Source organism: Nitrincola tapanii (genome assembly GCF_008368715.1).
In the GTDB taxonomy this organism is placed as follows: domain Bacteria; phylum Pseudomonadota; class Gammaproteobacteria; order Pseudomonadales; family Balneatricaceae; genus Nitrincola; species Nitrincola tapanii.
This window is the reverse complement of record NZ_SMRS01000007.1, coordinates 1-17,858: the sequence shown is the minus strand read 5'-3', so window position 1 is coordinate 17,858 and position 17,858 is coordinate 1. Positions and strand designations below refer to the sequence as shown.

15 protein-coding genes and 1 tRNA gene are annotated in these 17,858 nt (G+C 51.5%); 11 read left to right on the top strand and 5 right to left on the bottom strand.

Translation table 11 applies throughout. From position 1 onward, the window contains the following. Window positions 1-44 precede the first annotated feature (44 nt). On the top strand, window positions 45-947 hold the full coding sequence (locus E1H14_RS09665; RefSeq protein WP_149391269.1) for a DUF3530 family protein: 903 nt from the start codon (window positions 45-47) through the stop codon (window positions 945-947). On the opposite strand, the gene djlA is transcribed toward E1H14_RS09665, so the two are convergent. Genes djlA through E1H14_RS09650 form a run of 3 tightly spaced genes read right to left on the bottom strand, consistent with a single transcriptional unit; the run spans window position 948 to window position 3,537 of the window. Next, on the bottom strand, window positions 948-1,787 hold the full coding sequence (gene djlA, locus E1H14_RS09660; RefSeq protein ID WP_149391268.1) for a co-chaperone DjlA: 840 nt from the start codon (window positions 1,785-1,787) through the stop codon (window positions 948-950). After that, window positions 1,784-2,476 (bottom strand): N-acetylmuramate alpha-1-phosphate uridylyltransferase MurU, encoded by a 693-nt coding sequence (gene murU / locus E1H14_RS09655; RefSeq protein WP_149391267.1) that lies wholly within the window; start codon window positions 2,474-2,476, stop codon window positions 1,784-1,786. The genes djlA and murU overlap by 4 nt, the downstream gene beginning before the upstream one ends. Beyond that, on the bottom strand, window positions 2,473-3,537 hold the full coding sequence (locus E1H14_RS09650) for an aminoglycoside phosphotransferase family protein (RefSeq protein WP_149391266.1): 1,065 nt from the start codon (window positions 3,535-3,537) through the stop codon (window positions 2,473-2,475). The genes murU and E1H14_RS09650 overlap by 4 nt, the downstream gene beginning before the upstream one ends. A gap of 113 nt (window positions 3,538-3,650) precedes the next feature. Between E1H14_RS09650 and E1H14_RS09645 the strand changes: the two genes are divergently transcribed. The 9 genes from E1H14_RS09645 (at window position 3,651) to E1H14_RS09605 (ending at window position 12,072) form a co-directional block, all read left to right on the top strand. Next, window positions 3,651-6,452, top strand: coding sequence for an LPS-assembly protein LptD (locus E1H14_RS09645; protein WP_160142057.1), 2,802 nt, complete (start codon window positions 3,651-3,653; stop codon window positions 6,450-6,452). Continuing rightward, entirely contained in the window at window positions 6,439-7,746 is a 1,308-nt protein-coding gene (locus tag E1H14_RS09640; RefSeq protein ID WP_149391264.1) for a peptidylprolyl isomerase, read from the top strand. Before E1H14_RS09645 ends, E1H14_RS09640 begins: the two co-directional genes overlap by 14 nt. Then, window positions 7,743-8,738 carry a 4-hydroxythreonine-4-phosphate dehydrogenase PdxA gene (gene pdxA / locus E1H14_RS09635; protein ID WP_149391263.1) on the top strand — a complete coding sequence of 332 codons (996 nt, stop codon included), beginning with the start codon at window positions 7,743-7,745 and terminating at the stop codon, window positions 8,736-8,738. Before E1H14_RS09640 ends, pdxA begins: the two co-directional genes overlap by 4 nt. A gap of 10 nt (window positions 8,739-8,748) precedes the next feature. Then, window positions 8,749-9,543, top strand: a complete 795-nt coding sequence (rsmA, locus tag E1H14_RS09630; protein ID WP_149391262.1) for a 16S rRNA (adenine(1518)-N(6)/adenine(1519)-N(6))-dimethyltransferase RsmA — start codon at window positions 8,749-8,751, stop codon at window positions 9,541-9,543. Between the two features lie 21 nt (window positions 9,544-9,564). Then, on the top strand, window positions 9,565-9,954 hold the full coding sequence (gene apaG, locus E1H14_RS09625) for a Co2+/Mg2+ efflux protein ApaG (protein ID WP_149391261.1): 390 nt from the start codon (window positions 9,565-9,567) through the stop codon (window positions 9,952-9,954). 27 nt (window positions 9,955-9,981) lie between these two features. Further along, window positions 9,982-10,791: a motility protein A gene (locus E1H14_RS09620; RefSeq protein ID WP_149391260.1), complete on the top strand. Its 810-nt coding sequence runs from the start codon at window positions 9,982-9,984 to the stop codon at window positions 10,789-10,791. Continuing rightward, window positions 10,788-11,582 carry an OmpA/MotB family protein gene (locus tag E1H14_RS09615; RefSeq protein WP_149391259.1) on the top strand — a complete coding sequence of 265 codons (795 nt, stop codon included), beginning with the start codon at window positions 10,788-10,790 and terminating at the stop codon, window positions 11,580-11,582. The genes E1H14_RS09620 and E1H14_RS09615 overlap by 4 nt, the downstream gene beginning before the upstream one ends. After that, window positions 11,579-11,956, top strand: a complete 378-nt coding sequence (locus E1H14_RS09610; RefSeq protein WP_149391258.1) for a hypothetical protein — start codon at window positions 11,579-11,581, stop codon at window positions 11,954-11,956. Before E1H14_RS09615 ends, E1H14_RS09610 begins: the two co-directional genes overlap by 4 nt. A gap of 39 nt (window positions 11,957-11,995) precedes the next feature. Continuing rightward, window positions 11,996-12,072, top strand: a tRNA-Met gene (locus E1H14_RS09605). Between the two features lie 116 nt (window positions 12,073-12,188). Here E1H14_RS09605 and E1H14_RS09600 read toward each other — a convergent pair. Together E1H14_RS09600 and E1H14_RS09595 are read right to left on the bottom strand one after the other, a co-directional pair. Next, on the bottom strand, window positions 12,189-13,871 hold the full coding sequence (locus E1H14_RS09600; protein ID WP_149391257.1) for a methyltransferase domain-containing protein: 1,683 nt from the start codon (window positions 13,869-13,871) through the stop codon (window positions 12,189-12,191). Window positions 13,872-13,977: 106 nt separating this feature from the next. Beyond that, window positions 13,978-16,233 carry a Piwi domain-containing protein gene (locus tag E1H14_RS09595; RefSeq protein WP_149391256.1) on the bottom strand — a complete coding sequence of 752 codons (2,256 nt, stop codon included), beginning with the start codon at window positions 16,231-16,233 and terminating at the stop codon, window positions 13,978-13,980. Between the two features lie 114 nt (window positions 16,234-16,347). Here E1H14_RS09595 and E1H14_RS09590 point away from each other — a divergent pair, with 114 nt between their 5' ends. After that, the gene (locus tag E1H14_RS09590) at window positions 16,348-17,223 is read left to right on the top strand and encodes a helix-turn-helix transcriptional regulator (protein ID WP_149391255.1); all 876 of its coding nucleotides are present in this window, start codon (window positions 16,348-16,350) and stop codon (window positions 17,221-17,223) included. Window positions 17,224-17,858 lie beyond the last annotated feature (635 nt).

The following is a 17,858-nucleotide window of genomic DNA, read 5'->3' as shown; positions in this document are numbered from 1 at the left end:
TGCCCCTCAGGTTTCCGACCTGAAGCCTACTTAGGTAAACCTTCTTGCGAAAAAAGTTTCTTGCTCAGCTCAGTTTAAGTCTTAGTCTCTTGATCGCCCTAGGAGCCAACTCTTTAGTGGCGCAGACCCTCCAGCGCTCACAGGTACCTGCCTTAAATCAGACCGAGCGTTTAGTCCTGAGTTTGCCTAAAGATACAGAGGTTTTAGAGGTCGAAACAGGTGAAATGCGTTACTACCAACTTCTCGAGCAACCGGGGCGAGCGCAGGCTTTAGGTGGTATTATTCTGTTACCCGATCCGTTTAGTGAACGCCACTGGTTATTACAAACCCATGCTCTGCGCCGATATTTGGCCGAGCAGGGCTGGCTAACACTGGTGGTCGAGCCGCCTGCCCCACCCCACCGCCCTGCTGATGCACTCACACAAGGAGAAAATTTAGCGGCCGTGACTGAACGTTTTCAGCAAAGTAGCCTGCAACGTTTAGAGAATGCCCTGAATGAATTTACGACCTTTGACCCAGATATTTATATCGTCATCGCGTTTGGGCGCAGCAGCAGTGCAGCCAGCCGCTTTGTCACCGAGCGCCAAAATGCTAATCGACCCTTACATTTAATTCTACTCGACGCTGAAGAGCTGATCAGTGGAGATCGAACGCTGGATCAATATCTACTAGAGATCGAAGGGGTTGTCATCGACCTTCACCGTCAGGAGCGCGAGCAAGCAGCGCGTAGCCGTCAACGTTTGGCACAACGCCATGAAGTCTCCGGCTACCATCGACAAGGTTTGCGTGCTTCTTTGGAAGCGGGCTGGCAAGAGGAGATGCCCTGGCTGCAACGTCAGCTCCGTGGCTTAATCGAGCAACAGATCCTGATCCCATTTCAAGAACAGGCTGAACGCGCAGAGTCCGCCGAAACACCCAATGATCAACGCCCTCCAGGCCGGCGTTGATCAACGCCAGCCACGTGCTTTGCGAATGCGCTCATAGGCGGACTGTATCTCTTGAGTCTTTTCTTTGGCCAATTCCAACATCTCTTGTGGCAACCCCTTAGCAACAAGCTTATCGGGATGATGCTGACTCATTAACCGCCGCCAAGCTTTTTTCACTTCCGCTTCACTGGCCTGTTCATTGACCCCAAGTATGCCATAGGCATCCTGAAGCAGAGGTCGCTCATCAAACGCTGCCCCCGCTTGCTGATGCCACTCATAATGATGTTGTGCGTAAGCATGCGCCGCACGAATCCGTGCGGCAACCTGCTGCATCTCAAGGGGTGAAAAACGCAACAGATGGCAAATTTCTTCAATAATTTTGAGTTCCGCCGCTGACATTTCACCATCTGCCAGCGCGACCTGAAGTTGCAGTTCTAGAAACATCACCCGCAGTGGAAAACGTGTCCGCAAAACCAACTCCAAAGGTCGCAACACCTTGGCTAAATCAAAATCAGCCTGCTTACCTTCGTTGAAATATTCAATGGCACGTCGCTTCGCCGCCTCATTCAAATTCATACGTGCCATGACTTCGCGTGCGAACTCGATTTCGGTCTCGGTCACACGCCCATCCGCTTTAGCGATCTTACCCATGACACAAAAAGTGGCTCGAAAGAACAGCTGTTGGGGCGCAAGACGGGTAGCTTTACGCAAAAAACGCTCGATAAAATAGCCCGTAAGCCCACCTAAAATCAGGCCGACCCACCCCCCGCTAAAGAGACCGATAAAGGCCCCCAGCAAGATCCCCGTCTTACCCACTTTGACACGCTGACCCAATGTCTGGCCCCAAGCTTCATGGTTCATAGCAATACCTCTTGTCGAACTTGCTGTTCCAGCTGCGTGAGGCGCTCAAGTGTCCCGACATCCGACCAATGCCCGGTATGAACCTCCGCCACCAGACGATCCGCTGCAATCGCCTGGCGCAAAATAGGCGCCAAGGGAAAGACACCCGGCACCTGGCCCGTCCATAAACTTGCTCGCAGCAAACTTATCCCGCTGTAGGTGAGCGCTCGACCTTGCTCTGGATGCAAGCGCCCTCGCTCATCCATACGGAAGTCCCCCTGTCGATGCCAATCAGGATTCTCCACCATGACCAAACAGCCTAAGTCCTCTGGCAACAGAGGTTTTCTTAAGAAACGGGAGTAATCAAAATCGGACCAAACATCGGCATTGACCAGGAAAAAACACTCTTCTTCTTGTTCAACGAGTTTAGGTAAGGCTTTCAGAATGCCGCCGCCGGTTTCCAAGGGTTCACTTTCAGCAGAATACTCAAGATTTAATCCCCAAGCCTGCCCCGTGCCTAAATAGGCTTCAATTTTCTCGCCTAACCAAGCGTGATTGATCACAACATCTCGAATACCCGTCGCTGCGAGTTTTTCGAGATGCCATACAATCAAAGGCTTATCTAAAACAGGGATGAGAGGTTTGGGTTGAGTGAGCGTTAAAGGGCGCATACGCATTCCCAAACCTGCCGCCAAAATCATCGCCTTCATTTTGCCCAGCCTTCAGGCCAAACCTGCTCCGAATAGAGGGGGTGCTGTTGCAAAGCCGGCAACACGCGTGCGCTTAACCAATGCGAAAACTCAGCAAACTCCGGGAAAGAGCTGGCGGCACGTAATAGATAATTCAGTGTGCGCGGGATATCAGCCAGATAACCGGCCTTACCATCGCGCAAGTAAAGACGTGCAAAAATGCCACACACTTTTAACTGGCGCTGCATACCCATCCAATGAAACGCGCGGTGAAAATCGTTACGCGAGACCTGTGCTTGCATAGCAGCCGGTAAATACTGCTGATAAAACAGATCCACACAGGCCGCTACCTGGGCTTCACTCCATTCCACATAACTGTCTTTTAAGAGGGAAACAAGATCGTACGTCAAGGCACCGATAACGGCATCTTGAAAATCGATGACTCCAACTGCGCCCGTTGGCAGACTCAGCAGGTTACGTGAATGGTAATCTCGGTGTACCACGACCTGAGGCTGAGCCAGAGCGGCCAAAATCAGGCGCTCTTCCACCTGATGCAAAATCTCCTGCTCGGCCTGAGTGAGCGTTAGCCCCAACAACTGCGACAGAAACCAGTCGGGAAAAAGCGACATTTCACGCCTTAACAAAGCTCGATCATATTCTGGCAAACTGGGCATAGAAAGGGTTTGAATCCGCGCCAGCTCTGCGAATGCGCTTTGATAGGCCAATAGAGGATCTTGCTTCTCCAGATCGATGCGTAAAAGTTGATCTCCAAAGTCTTCCAGTAATAAGAAACCTTGCGCAAGATCCTTAGCCAACACCTGGGGCACTCGGATACCGGCTTGATACCAAGTATCGGCAATACGTAAAAATGGGCGACAATCCTCATGCTCAGGCGGGGCATCCATCAAAATCCATTGTCCACAGGCACCGGACAAACGAAAATAGCGCCGGAAACTCGCATCACCGGATACCGCCTGCCATAACAGCTCTGCGCTCTGCTCAACCCCCAGATGCGCTAAGGCCTCTCGCCCCCAAATCTCTAGCGCTTGCGCGCGATCGACCTTGACTCTTTCTCCCGCCATTTCGCTTCCTCTGGCACTATGCGTGGTGAATGCTTTATTATGCGGTCTTTATGGTACAAGACTCCGGGAGGCGACGAAATGCCTATCCCCGACCGCAACTGGACAGCGATCTGATGCCTTTTAAACAACGCACTGCCTTCCAACTTTCTCTCGCCATTGCAGCGGTGGTCGCCTCGCACATGGCGTTGGCGCAAACTGATCAGCGCTTATGGACTTGTAATCTCAACGCCAGCGGTGAGTGGGATTGTGAGGTGGATGAGAATCTCATCAGCACGCCGGTCGCGCCCAGCTTGCCCAGTGCTTCAACACCCGATGTTCGCCCAGAAGCGCAAACTACGCCTGCACCGACGCTCAACCCTGAGATCGAAGCACCGGCGGAAATAGAAGCCGCGGAGCCCGTCGCCCCGATCAACGTGTTTCCAGAGGATGTCGGTGAGCAGACGCCTGAACCTCCGCGTTTAGAGGCACAAGCTCAAACTGCCACGGTGCAATCTGTTCGTGCACGCAGCGGCGATGCATTTGATTGCCGTGCGAGCAGTGATGGGCAATGGGTGTGTGAAGAAGGCTTACCCGCCTTGAGTCTGGCGCAGACGGGGCGTTACGCCGCCGATGTCGCGCTGCAAGGCCAAAGTGATCGTCTACTCGATAACCCTTATGCCTACCTGGACTGGTATCCACATACCGGTGCTCCCGGCACGATGCTGTGCATGGGGCGTTATGTTGAACCTGAAATGGAAGGGCAAAGCGATGCCTCCTCTCCTTTCGCCCTGCAAACGGTCTTTGCTGATGCCATCAACTCTACTTCGAATCTGCAAAGCGGTCTGACCCAACTCAGCGGTGGGGTCAATCTACGTCAAGGTGGTCGCAGCTTCTCCAGTCGTTACGGTGAAGTCGACCAAAACAATCGTACGGCGTTTCTGCAAGGAGAGGTGCGCTTTCGTGAAGCGGGTCTCCTGATGGTGGGTGAGCGTGTTGATACCGATTTTGATACTGGGGAATCACGCTTCACTCAGGCCGAATATGTCATGCATCAAGAGCATCTTCGGGGTTCAGCCGAGCGCATTACCCGTTATGGTGATGAGCGCATTTTAATGGAGCAGGGCGCACTCACCTACTGTGAACCCGGTAATGATGCTTGGGCAATTCACTCTAAAGAGATCGAACTGAATCCTGAGCAGGGTTATGGTGTTGCACGGCATACGACCTTCCGGATTGCCAATATTCCAGTACTTTATCTGCCCTGGTTCCGCTTCCCCACGGATGATCGTCGCCAATCAGGCTTCCTTTACCCGAGTATTGCAGTATCAAAAAGTGACGGTTTTGATCTGAGCGTCCCTTATTACTTTAATATTGCCGAAAATATGGATGACACTCTGCGAGTTCGCCATATAGAGAAACGTGGACTCCTGTTGGAAAATGAGTTTCGCTATCTCAATGAATGGTCGATGAATGAGCTGAATCTCGGTTATTTAGGCAATGATAAACGGGATGAAGGAGATGATCGTTGGTTGCTGAACTTACGTCATTCAGGACAACTGGCTAATGCTTGGGAAACCTCGATTGATTACAGCCGCGTCAGTGATGTGGATTATTTTGCGGATCTCGGGACAGACCTAGAAGTCGAGCGCAAAGAGCACCTCGACCAGCGCTGGCAGCTGCGCTATCTTGCCAACTCTTGGCAGTTCCTCGCCAACTTACATGAATACCAGACACTCAATGAAAACATTGCTTCACCCTACCAACGCGTGCCGCAACTTCTGTTTACTGGCCAAGAGGGTCTACTTCCAGGTTTAGATTTGAACTATGCGGCTGAATTCGTGCGCTTTGAGCGTGATCGATTGAACTTCTTCAGTGACGACAGTATCAACCGTACCACTGCCGATCGTGTACATCTGCGTTCAACACTGAATTATGATTACACCCATCCTGGAGCCTACTTACGCCCTGAGTTCACACTCTGGCACAGCCAGTATGATTTTAGCTCTCCAGCCGATCTCTCCTTAGTGCCCACTTCAGTCACAGCCGGGATTGCCAGCTTAGACTCGGGGCTTTTTCTAGACCGTGAATTTAGTGCCGCAGGCCAGGGCTATTCTCAGTCCTTAGAGCCGCGCTTGATGCTCTTAAGCGTCAACCGCGACAAGGATCAACCCCTACCCAGCCAGTTCAATTACTTTGATTCCTCTCTATTGGGCTTTAACTACTACAACCTGTTTGATCGTTATGGTTGGAGTGGTAATGACCGCGTATCGGAAACCCAGCAAGCCACTCTGGGTGTCTCATCCGCACTCTATTCAGAAAGAGGGCTGGAGCTGGCACGCATTGGTGTAGCACAGGCACATTATTTTAGTGATCGTGAAAAATCCGATTTGCGCCCAGGCGATCAGGATGGAACTGAATCCAGTTCCAACCTTGCGCTGTTAGCCCAGTGGAACATCACGCCCTTCTTGCGCCTGACCCACGATTCAGAAATCGATCGTAACGACTACAGCTTTGAGGAACAGAACTATCGTCTGACCTGGCTACCCGATGACGAAAATATGTTCTACTTCAGCTACCGCGACCGTTTGAACACAGCACTCGCAAACCCTGAACGTATTCGCCAATCTGATATCGCATTCCGTTCGCAATTAACGCCACAATGGGGGTTAATTGGGCGCTGGCAGCAAGATCTTGAGAAATCTCGGAAACTGGATACGCTTCTGGGCGTCGAATATGGCAGTTGCTGTTGGAAAATGCGTCTGACCGCGCGTGAATGGCTTTCAAGTTCAAACAGGCTTAACGTAGAACCCGAATATGATCGTGGCCTTTTCCTGCAGTTTGTACTGCGAGGCTTAGGCAGCTTCGGCTCGGAAGGGGGTCGAGGATTAATTGAAGAAGTCACCGGATTCAGAGAAAAAGACCATGACAATTTTTAAACGCCGTCTTCAGCGCGGCCTAGGCACCTTAGTGGCACTAGGTTGCCTACTCAGCCCCATCAGTTTTGTGCAAGCACAACAATTGGATCGAATTATCGCGCTCGTAAACGATGACATCATTATGGAGAGCGAATTACGCCGTCGCACCGAACTGATTGCCGAGCAGATTGTGGCGCGAGGCGTGCAACTGCCACCTCGTGACATCTTGCAGCAGCAGGTTCTAGAGCGTTTGATCCTAGACAGTATTCAGACCCAAGTCGCTGAACTCCAAGGCTTGCGTATCTCTGATCGCCAACTCAACGAAGCGATGGAAAATATCGCCGCACAAAATGGCATGAGCCTGGATGAGTTCCGTCAAGCTTTGATGGCAGAAGGTCAAGATTATGCTCAGGCACGTGAAGAGTTTCGCCGTGAAATGCTGGTCGCCCAGGTGCAACAGAGCAACGTCAATCGCCGCATTCAAGTTTCTGAGCAGGAAGTTCGCAACTTCCTCAACTCTGAAGCCGCACAAAGCCAAGGGCAAAGTGAATATCTTCTGAGCAATATTCTGATTGCCCTGCCCTCACAAGCCTCACCGCAGATGATTCAAGAAGCGGAACGTAAAGCACAAGAGGTGTATCAACAACTGCAGCAGGGCGCCAACTTCTCTGAACTGGCAGTGAGTGCCTCCAATGCACCCAATGCCCTGAACGGTGGCGACTTAGGCTGGCGTAACCAGAATGAACTGCCCGAGACTCTGGGGAATGCTTTGCGCGGTTTGACGGCTGGCCAGTATACCCCCCCTATCCGCACACCCGGTGGTTTTCATATTCTGTTACTGCGCGAGCAGCGTGGTGATGCCCTAGCCCTAATTGAGCAAACACGCGTCAGCCATATCCTGCTGATTCCTAATGAGATTCGTAGCCCCGCTCAGACACGTTCGCTCGCCGAAGACCTACGTACTCGACTGCTTGAAGGTCAGCCTTTTGATGTCTTAGCACGTCGTTACAGCGATGACCCAGGCAGTGGCTCACAAGGAGGCGATCTTGGCTGGACTCAAAACGGCCAAATGGTGCCTGAGTTTGAGCAGGTGATGAACTCCACTGCGCCGGGGCAAATTTCTGAGGTTTTTGAATCACGCTTCGGCTGGCATATTTTGACCGTGTTTGAACGCCGTACTCAGGATATGACAAATGAAATGCGTGAAAATATGGCGCGCAACACCATTCGTCAGCGCAAATACAACGAAGAGCTGGATAACTGGTTACGCGAGCTGCGCTCACAGGCTTACGTTGAAATTAAGGCAGGCCGATGAATTCGGCTTGCCTGCGCTTAGCCTTGACCCCAGGTGAACCTGCGGGAATCGGCCCGGATCTTTGTGTTCAACTTGCACAACTTGGTTCTGAGCACCAACTCATCGCCATCGCCGACCCTAATCTGCTGCAAACACGTGCTCAGCTTTTAGGGCTTCCGCTCAGTCTCATCCCCCTGGATCACTCACAACCTGCACAAGCCACCCCTCCCGGACACCTGTGGATAGAACCTGTTTCTCTGGCTGCAAAGGTCGAGCCCGGCAAACTGGATGTACTCAATGCCCAATATGTTCTGGAAACGCTGACTATCGCTGGAAAGGGCTGTTTAGAGCATCGCTTTGATGCCCTGATCACCGCACCCGTGCATAAGGGTATCATTAATGATGCCGGTATTGAGTTCAGTGGACATACCGAGTTTCTAGAGGCGCTGACACTGAGTCCTAAAGTGGTGATGATGCTGGCGACCGAAGGTCTACGTGTCGCGCTGGCGACCACACATCTGCCGTTGCGTGAAGTGGCCGATGCCATTACACCCAGGCTCCTGACTGATATCCTTGAGGTTTTATTACAGGATTTACGTCAGCGCTTTGCACTTGAGCATCCACGTGTTTTGGTCGCTGGACTCAACCCTCATGCTGGCGAAGGTGGACATCTCGGACGTGAAGAGATCGATGTCATCATTCCCGTCTTGGAACGTTTTCGAGCCGAGGGTGCCCAGTTAATCGGCCCTCTCCCTGCCGACACGCTGTTTAACGAAAAATATCTCTCTCAGGCGGATGCCGTACTCGCCATGTATCATGACCAGGGCCTGCCTGTCCTGAAATACAAAGGTTTTGGACGTGCGGTGAATATCACGCTCGGCATGCCGATCATTCGCACTTCGGTCGATCATGGTACGGCGTTAGATCTAGCCGGTACAGGACAGGCCGACGCAGGCAGTTTAATCACCGCACTCAATTGTGCGATCGAGATGGCGCTCGCCTCTACTCATTAAGGTTACACGCATGAGCAATTCGCACCCCGGGCATAAAGCCCGCAAACGCTTTGGACAAAACTTTCTACAAGATGGCAATGTTATCCGCCGTATTCTGCGCTCCATCTCCCCCAAACCTGAACAGCATCTGGTCGAAATCGGTCCAGGTTTGGGTGCGCTGACAGAAGAGTTACTCGCGGCCACCGGGCATCTAGATGCGATCGAACTGGATCGTGATCTTGTACCAATTCTACGGACGAAATTTTTCCGTTATGGCGATCAATTTCGTGTTCACGAAGCCGATGCCATGCAGTTTGATTTCCGTAGCCTGTGCCAAGACCAACAACGTCTGCGCATCGTCGGCAACCTGCCCTATAACATCTCCACACCGCTGATCTTCCATCTCCTGAGCTTCAATGAACTGATTGAAGATATGCACTTTATGCTGCAGAAAGAGGTCGTGTTACGCTTAGCAGCAGGGCCCGGCGAGAATAACTATGGCCGCCTCAGCATCATGGCTCAATATTTCTGCCAAGTAGACAACCTCTTCCTCGTCCCACCGGAAGCTTTTCATCCTGCGCCCAAAGTGGACTCGGCAATCGTGCGTCTAATTCCGCACAAAACGCTACCCGTTGTCGCTAAGGATCTGGAAAAATTCCAAGATGTTGTGCGTATCGCCTTTAATCAACGTCGTAAAACACTGCGCAACAATCTGAAAGAGCTGATCTCTGCCGAAGCCTTGGAAAGCTTAGGTATAGATCCAGGCTTAAGACCCGAGCGCCTTGGCGTCGCAGAATTTGTTAGAATCAGTGATCATCTAGTTTAATTTCGGATAAGGCTTGTCCCGATGACTGCACACAACCTCGCAGAACAGATCGATATCAATATCAAAACCGCCTATTTGCCGGAGCAATCGGATCCTGATGCCCATCGTTTTGTCTTCTCTTACCAGATCACGATTACCAATCACGCCCCTGTGACCGTGCAACTCTTGAGTCGACGCTGGCTGATTACCGATGGCAATGAACAAACCCAGGAAGTTCAAGGGGAAGGTGTTGTCGGTGAGCAACCGATTATTGAGCCAGGGAGAAGCTACAGCTATACCAGTGGCACTGTTTTGCCTACCCGTGTAGGCAGTATGCAGGGGCACTATAAAATGCACTGTTTAGAGAACCATGAAGGCTTCCTAGCACCGATTCCGGCGTTTACACTGGCGCAACCCAACGCTCTTCATTAACCTGCTGCGCTCTCGATGAGGTGACCCATGGATTTTGCATCACTGCTTGGCATCATCTCCGGATTGGCGCTGATTATTTCCGCCATCATCATCGGGGGTAATGCCGATGTCTTTGTCAACATCCCGGGGTTAATGATCGTGGCTGGGGGCACCATCGCGGCCACCCTGTTAACGGTACAATTTAAAGACGTGCTCAACGCGTTCAAAGCCGCTTGGATCGTCTTCACCCGCGACAAAACCAATCCACAAGAGATGATTGATACCATGCTAGAACTTAGCCGTATCAGTCATCGCCATGGCCTCCTCAAACTCGGGGATATTGAAACCAACTCTCACGTCTTACGCCGCGCCACCAACCTTTTAGCCGAAGCTGCTTCAGAGCAAGTGATTCGAAACACCTTGCAAAATGAGATCGATTCTTTAATCGCGCGTCATTTCACTGTACAGGATGTCTTTAAGAAAATGGCCATGTACGCGCCGGCGTTTGGTATGCTCGGGACACTGATCGGTTTGATCCAAATGTTAAGTGTGTTGAGCGAGCCGGAAAGTATTGGCCCGGCCATGGCAATCGCCTTGCTCACCACTTTTTATGGCTCTTTGTTAGCGACTGTGGTGTTTTTACCCATTGCCGGTAAACTGAGAGCACGCACCTTAGTGGAAGTCACAAACCTCGAGATTATTCGTGAGGGTTGCATCAGCATTTTGACTAACGATCACTATGCACATGTCTATGAACAACTGTCCTCTTATTTACCTGAGGATTCACGCAAACCCCTACGTATGGGGAAAAGCAGCGAAGGAGCCGATACGGCGAATACAAAAAAGGCCTCTAAATGAGTAGTCGTAAGCAGCAACTCATGGATGAAGAAGGGCCAGGCTGGCTCACCACCTATGCCGATCTCATGACGCTATTGCTGGTCTTTTTTGTACTGCTCTTTTCAGTCTCGAATATCGAAAAAGAAGCCTTTGAACAGACCGCACGCTCTCTCAATATCGCGCTGTCACGTGATACCGCTCTAAGCAGCCTGATCCCCCTAGAAGCCCCGGCACCCGATACCGCGCGCATCCCCGAACTGGAAACACCGATTATCCCCTACCCCACCGATGCACAACTGGCCGATGAGTTCCGCCTACGCCAAGCCTTAGTCGATGCCGCGAATCTGGAATTACAGGACATCGTACAAGATTTGGAAAGCAGCCTCGCCCATTCAGAAATGGGGAGCTGGGTCGAGATTGGCGAACCCAGAGACGGACGTTTAACGCTGCGGATTAGCGGCGCTCTGCTCTTTGAACCCGGTTCAGCTGAAATTAAACGCGCTATGATGCCGATTCTAGACAGTTTGTTAGAGTTGGTCTTAGCCAATCCCGCTTACAAGTTGGAAGTTCTGGGACATACAGACAACACCCCTATTAGCACGCCCATCTTTCCTTCCAACTGGGAACTCTCCGCTGTGCGTGCAACAACCGTTCTACGTTTTTTAATTGATGGGGGGTTGCCGCCTGAGCGAGCCAGCGCCAGCGGTTATGCCGATTCCCTTCCCTTAGCGTCGAACACTACTGAAGCCGGTCGTGCGGCCAATCGACGCATTGAATTTGTCTTAGAGAAAAAAGAGCTGCCAAGATTATGAAGCCGATCATCGTGTTGCCTAATGATGAAGAGACAGGACGCCGTGCTTTTCGCATGACTCCTGTCCAGGAAGATCCGGTTTCTCTCTGGATCGATGATCAACCCGTGGTACTGCAAGATCTCTCTGCGAATGGAGTCGCTTTCAGCTCCGCTCATGAGCTGGAAGGAAAAATCCATCAAGCCTGCTTACGCTTTGCGCTGGAGGATCGTGAGGTCAAAATTCTGTGCCAAGTACATTTGTTACGCATGAAATCCGGGGCGTACGCCGGCGAACTACAAGATTTGAGTGAACTCGAGGAGCGTTTGTTATCACGTTTCATTCTAGCTTGCCAAAAAGCAGCAATAAAACGTCAGCGCAGCTGCAACAATCCTTGACAAGGGCAGGGGCCATCTATAATATACGCCCCACGTTGATGCGGGGTGGAGCAGCTTGGTAGCTCGTCGGGCTCATAACCCGAAGGTCGTTGGTTCAAATCCAGCCCCCGCTACCAAATTTTAAGAGGCAGATCAGGTACTTACCGGTCTGCCTTTTTCATTTGTAGCTGAATGAATTCAAATCAGATCGTATACAGCTAACACCCACTCTAGTTTGCACGTGAATCTGTTGTCACATTCCCAACCATTCTACCAACCTTAAGTTAGTTTTAAGGCGCAAACGTTGCTGAAGCATACCTTCAAAAACAGCCTCAACCTTATGATTTTCACCGAGCATGGGTAGCGCAACCTCAGCTTCAGCAAAAAACTGCTGTTCTCGCTCTGTCCCCATAATGGCATTCTCCCACCAATTCATTACTCGAGGCCGTGCCTGCTTGAGCAGAAAATCCGCAGGAAGCTTCTCTGATTTTGCTGCATTAGCACTCTGAGTGGCAGGTAAAAGATTCCACAAGTCGTTATTATTCCAACGGGACCATGGAAAGCAGTGATCAATATCATAACGATTACGAGAGAGATCTCGAGCAGTCCATACACACTCCACTGAACCCACTGAAAGCTGATGCTCCACTAATTTGCGCACTAAGGTCGTGTCACGCCGCCCTTCAGACCACTGCAAAGCTTTGTGATAAGTTTCTATCGAATAACGCGCTTCCCATCCACTCATTAGGTTAATCCATTCGTTCACTATAGCCGGCTCTATCCAGCAAGCGTATCGACTGAAAGTATCCCAAAGCATGGACGGTACACGGAATGTCCCGAACTGAGCCAGTGTCTCTTTATCTAAACGAACCGCTTCATGGCGAACTACCATACGGCTCAGAGCACCCTCGAAAATCTGCCGATGAGTACCTGGCCAGGTGGTAAAATGGGCAGGGTTCTTGAGAATATTGGATGAAGCTAATTTAATTGCTCGCATCACCACTGGCGCCAAATCGGCTGAAAGCCTTAGCCCCACTCGAAAGTCCAGCGGCGAAACCTGACCCAACTTATAAAAATCCTCCCCCGCAAAGCTTAATCCCCGCGCGCCTGGCGATTGCCGCAACTGATGTTTCAGTACCAAAGGGTGATATAACATAATCCAGAAAAGACCCAGTGCTCCCAAGGGTAATTCAACCCAATCATCAGAGCGACTCAACACCATCCCAGGCGCGCTGTCCGCAATTCGCACCAAGGTTCGCAGCAGTCCTAACTTATAAGTTGAGGCTTTATTATCATTCACAATAATATGCCGCAAAGTTGGTAATGCACCCGTACCATCATCCGGTAACCGATAAACAGCGGTTTCCCAAGTTACCTCCTCACGTTTAAGCTCATCGGTATGTGAAGTGTGCTCTAGTGTCACGGGTACAACAGCACGCTGACGCGCATAACGATCCAATTCAGCTTTGGTCACTTCGTAGAACACCCGCTTCCCATCACCCGGACCATGCCGTAAAGTAATAACCAACAGACCAGAGGGTGCCAGTAACTCCGTTAAAATACGAAACGCGCGCTCACGTGAACTCGGCGGAAGATGCATCCAGACGGCAGATACCAAAACCAGATCAAACCGATGACTGAGTTTACGAGTGTCATTCAGGTGCGGGAGAGAATCATCCAACCACTGGACACTGGTATGAGCGGTAATTTTTTCGCCTAGTCGACGCAGCTCTACAGCAGGCTCCACCGCCACAACATCCCAACCACGCTCTGCCAATGCTAATGCATCGCGGCCACTTCCTGCACCGACATCCAGAGCCAAGCCTGATTTGTTTTGCAAAAGATGCAGCCAATCGCTATGAACTCGCTCACAAGTAACAGATTGGTATTGGTTGAAAAACTTGTGCGCATGGCGGTTATAAGGATCAAACGTCATGATTGCAGTAATGCCTTTTAATCGGGACTAGATCGTTGATGCTACGCATTTTACCTAGCAAGCGGTCATATGATAGAAGTTCTGGCTAAAGATCTCACTGTAGAACTTACAAATACACCGGACAGGTTCGATCCATGTGCGATAACGCCTCCAGGCTGCATGATTGCCTCAGGGTCGCAAAACGGTCCGCATGATGGGTCGTAACCGGAAGACGCGGATGACGGTACAGGGAAGCACCGTGGATGCGACTTAGCAGTAGCACTTGCTGAGCCAGAGTCTCCAGAGTCTCATCACCATATCGCTTGCGCAGGCGCAGAGGGCGTACGCTGACCTTGTCACCCCAAGCACCCAGCTCTTGGCCGCTGTAGGTCGCCAGAATCAGCTCATCCAGACCTGCGTAACGGTAGACATCCCCTACTTCAGGATTCTTGTAGAGCGCCTTGCCAGCATGTCGATACTTGCGGAAGATGATGGGCGCACCACTCTTGATCACTTCCAGTACGCTGATACTGAGGTCATATTGCCGCTCAACCGCTTGAATCACATCAAGGCTTTCAAAGAACCGACCATCTCGATGAAGGGTAATCCTGCGCGGCACATCGCCGTCGTGGTGCCGGGCATATTCCTGAATGCTTTTGTGCAGCAAACTGGCCAATGCTTCGTCACCCAGGCGCTCGCCGCTTTGCAGATCCGCCAGCTGCCAACCCAGCTGAGCGCCGTTGCGGGTAAACAGAAAGGCTGACCCTGGGGCTCTTTGTGAAGTGCCCCCCATATCCAGACCTATAAATAGATCCACTTCGCCGGGCATCTCCCCCAAGGCACAAATCAAGCCGCCGCCTTTGCTGAATACTCCAGCCGCCAGGTTAGCGTAATAGTTAGGGCTGTAGGTTTTGGCATAGTGGTCGGTCAGCATGAACTGACAGGCCAGCTTGTGACGAAAGGCCACGTCACGGATCTCAGCCTTGTCGATCGATTTGTCGATGGCAATCACCAGCAGGGTATTTTCAGGTGGTGTTTTGCTCAGGCGCGCATCCAGCTCAAAAGCATTTTTCAGCGGCTTGACCGATGTAACGCCTCGCCATGTCGGCAACGGCTCAGCGGACAACTGCTGACAAGCCGACTGCAATTTCTGGAAATGGGTGCTCAACGCTTCTGGCGAAGTTTTCGTTCCGACGGCAAGGCATACCACTTGAGTGCGGGTCATACCCCGGAAGGCCTTACAATTCAGGACATCTTTCTCAGTTTCACCGGTACGGCCATTGTGAAAGCGCAAATCGAATCTTGGTCGAAGGTTATCGACAGCCCGTTCGGATGACTTCAGCGGCACCACCCTGGCCACAAAGCCCGGCAGAACCAGCCCTTTAACCATCTCAGCGGAGGCTTTCAGGCGGTCCATCACGGGCCATTTGAGATCTCGAGCAATACGGTTGAGCAACGGGCTGTCAATTTTCTGCAGAGTTTCAAAATCAAACATGGGTTCCAGCAGCCCTGCGAGGTGCTCATACTGAACCTTATTACCATAGCTGACACGCACCACCTGGCTGTTACGAATGCTGTTCGACTCCACTGGCGGGACTCGACCTCTCGCTTTGTGATACTCATAAATACTCTGTACCGTGCCTGGCACCAGCGAGTCAGCCGTTTTACCCTCGGCCACTCCGTGCAGATCCGCTACGGCTGCAGCCTTTCCCTGATCGGTGTAACGATGACGTACACGCTGTATGTCCTTCATCCATTGCGGTCGCTTTTTGATAACCCAGTCGAGCGTAATACCATCACGTGCACAGAGCTTATGGCGCACCGAGAGCCCCAATATGACGTGGCCATCAGGCAGCACTTCTGGAGTCAGACGCAGGGTTTTGAACAGTTCCAGATACTCCGACCTAGCACTGACCCGTTCAGAAGGCTGAGTCTCTTCAATTTCTGCCCATCCGGCATAACGGCAGGCTTTGAGTGACTTCCCTCCTTTCGCATCCCGCTTCTGCGCCAGTTGACAGGCAGCCCGGTAAAGATCCTGATTAAGCAGGCGTTCAATCGCCTCGCGATCATTATCAACGGCTGCTTCAAGCACCGCCTCCGCCTCAAACTCAAGTGTGCATTTACAGCCATAGGCATCGATATTCAGGTTATCCAATGGTTGCAGTGATGCCACACTGAAATGTGCAACATCCGTCACTGGCTTCCAATCATTTCGACGCGCCGCAAGCCTTGCCACTTTTCGCGTTTGCGTCACTGGCAAGTCCTGCTCACCAAAGCCCGACTCGATAATCACGCGATAGCGGTAAACCAGTATCTGTTGAAGATCACGATCCAATGTCACGGCCGACAGGCCGATACTGTCCTGTGCTAGTACTTGCGTCATACGCACATCCCTCTCGAAATTACAATACTATTGAGGATGCCGAAGTTCAGTTAATCATGCGATACTGAACGGGTTTACAATCTGTCCGATTTTCAAACAGACTCAGGTGTTTATATGGATGCAAACATCAATACAGCGCTCAGCTGGGAGCGCATGGCTCAGTTCCACTTGATCGAAGTGATCGCGCTTTGGGAGGGTCGGCTGACCAGCAATCACCTTCAAGAGGCATTTTCGATTGGCCGGAACAAGGCTTCGGAGATCCTCAAGTCATACCAGCAGGCAGCACCCGGCAACATTTTCCACTGCAGCCAGACCCGGGGCTATGTACCTGACACTGCGTTTGAGCCGTGCTTCAGTCACGGCGAGGTACATGAATATCTAGATCTACTGCACAGTAACAGCTCCCGAAACAGCCATTTTTACGCCTTACAGACTGGTCAGGCTCCGATCGACAGACTGCAGCCACTTACCCGCCCCGTTGATCCGGACGTTGTGCGCGTGATCATGCAAGCGGTTCGTGACAAGCAGCGGATATCAGTCTGCTACCGATCATTTTCCAACCCTGACGGTGCCGAGCGCTTAATCGCACCGCACACACTGGTATCCGCCGCTGGCCGCTGGCATGTGCGGGCCTTCTGCGAGAAAGACCAGGAATTTAAGGACTTTATGCTGCATCGGTTTGTATCGATACCCGAGATCGACAGCGACCGGCTGGAAATGGCAAACCCGGAACATGATAAGGAGTGGTTTAAAACGGTCGAGATGGTACTGATTCCAAACCCGGCGCTGGACCCGGAACAGCAACAGCTAGTAGCAGACGACTACGCCATGGGGCCAGACCAACAGCTTAAGGTGAGTGTACGTGCCCCACTGGTCAAATACATGGCCGTTGAGCTCAGGATCGGCACGCGCCAGCAAACCCTCCAGTACCCTGCTGCACACCAACTTACGCTGGCGAACCGAGATGAGCTAAACAAACACCTCCTGTAACTACCATCTGCCACAGATTGGCTGACTTGTGGCTTTAAAACAATTCGGGGTGGCGCTGCTTGTCTGCTGCCATGATCCTCGCAGCGATGAGCTGAAGGCTCTCCGGATCAACCACTGTGCTGTGCCAGGGTATTATGGCTGGGCGCATTACAGAGTGGTACATAAGCAGCACGACGTGCATACGTTCACCAGGGTGTTGCTTTAACCACAGTTGGTAAACCTGTGTAGCTTTAATGTAACCTACCAGTGGGTCGCAAATGTCGGGAGAAAGACTGTCAGAGTTTTTCCTAAATGACTCTTGAATAATGCTAGCGAAGGACTCAGCTGTATTGTTTACGGGTATACTATCAAACGCCTCTTTTGAGGCAGTTGCCATAGCGATTTTGTCGCTCATCGTGTCGATGAGATAGAAGCAGGCATGTGTTTCAATTGGGTTGCCACTGAAATGATCATTCAGTCTCCAACCGGTAGCGCTCAGGTGCGCTTTAGAGATTTCTTTATCAATGTTTGAATCGACCAGCCTTCTCTAGACACTTAATTGATTTACAATTGAGCGTCCTAGGGGGAACAATGAATCAGCGATTTACCGAAGAATTTAAGATCCAAGCCGTTAAGCAGATCACAGAGCAAGGTTA

Excerpts from the sequence above, each read along its gene's own strand:
- E1H14_RS09640 (WP_149391264.1), top strand. The coding sequence starts at position 6,439 with ATGACAATTTTTAAACGCCGTCTTCAGCGCGGCCTAGGCACCTTAGTG.
- E1H14_RS09645 (WP_160142057.1), top strand. The coding sequence starts at position 3,651 with ATGCCTTTTAAACAACGCACTGCCTTCCAACTTTCTCTCGCCATTGCA.
- E1H14_RS09620 (WP_149391260.1), top strand. The coding sequence starts at position 9,982 with ATGGATTTTGCATCACTGCTTGGCATCATCTCCGGATTGGCGCTGATT.
- E1H14_RS09595 (WP_149391256.1), bottom strand. The coding sequence starts at position 16,233 with ATGACGCAAGTACTAGCACAGGACAGTATCGGCCTGTCGGCCGTGACA.
- E1H14_RS09610 (WP_149391258.1), top strand. The coding sequence starts at position 11,579 with ATGAAGCCGATCATCGTGTTGCCTAATGATGAAGAGACAGGACGCCGT.
- murU (WP_149391267.1), bottom strand. The coding sequence starts at position 2,476 with ATGAAGGCGATGATTTTGGCGGCAGGTTTGGGAATGCGTATGCGCCCT.
- E1H14_RS09600 (WP_149391257.1), bottom strand. The coding sequence starts at position 13,871 with ATGACGTTTGATCCTTATAACCGCCATGCGCACAAGTTTTTCAACCAA.
- pdxA (WP_149391263.1), top strand. The coding sequence starts at position 7,743 with ATGAATTCGGCTTGCCTGCGCTTAGCCTTGACCCCAGGTGAACCTGCG.
- E1H14_RS09650 (WP_149391266.1), bottom strand. The coding sequence starts at position 3,537 with ATGGCGGGAGAAAGAGTCAAGGTCGATCGCGCGCAAGCGCTAGAGATT.
- E1H14_RS09590 (WP_149391255.1), top strand. The coding sequence starts at position 16,348 with ATGGATGCAAACATCAATACAGCGCTCAGCTGGGAGCGCATGGCTCAG.
- apaG (WP_149391261.1), top strand. The coding sequence starts at position 9,565 with ATGACTGCACACAACCTCGCAGAACAGATCGATATCAATATCAAAACC.
- E1H14_RS09615 (WP_149391259.1), top strand. The coding sequence starts at position 10,788 with ATGAGTAGTCGTAAGCAGCAACTCATGGATGAAGAAGGGCCAGGCTGG.
- rsmA (WP_149391262.1), top strand. The coding sequence starts at position 8,749 with ATGAGCAATTCGCACCCCGGGCATAAAGCCCGCAAACGCTTTGGACAA.
- djlA (WP_149391268.1), bottom strand. The coding sequence starts at position 1,787 with ATGAACCATGAAGCTTGGGGCCAGACATTGGGTCAGCGTGTCAAAGTG.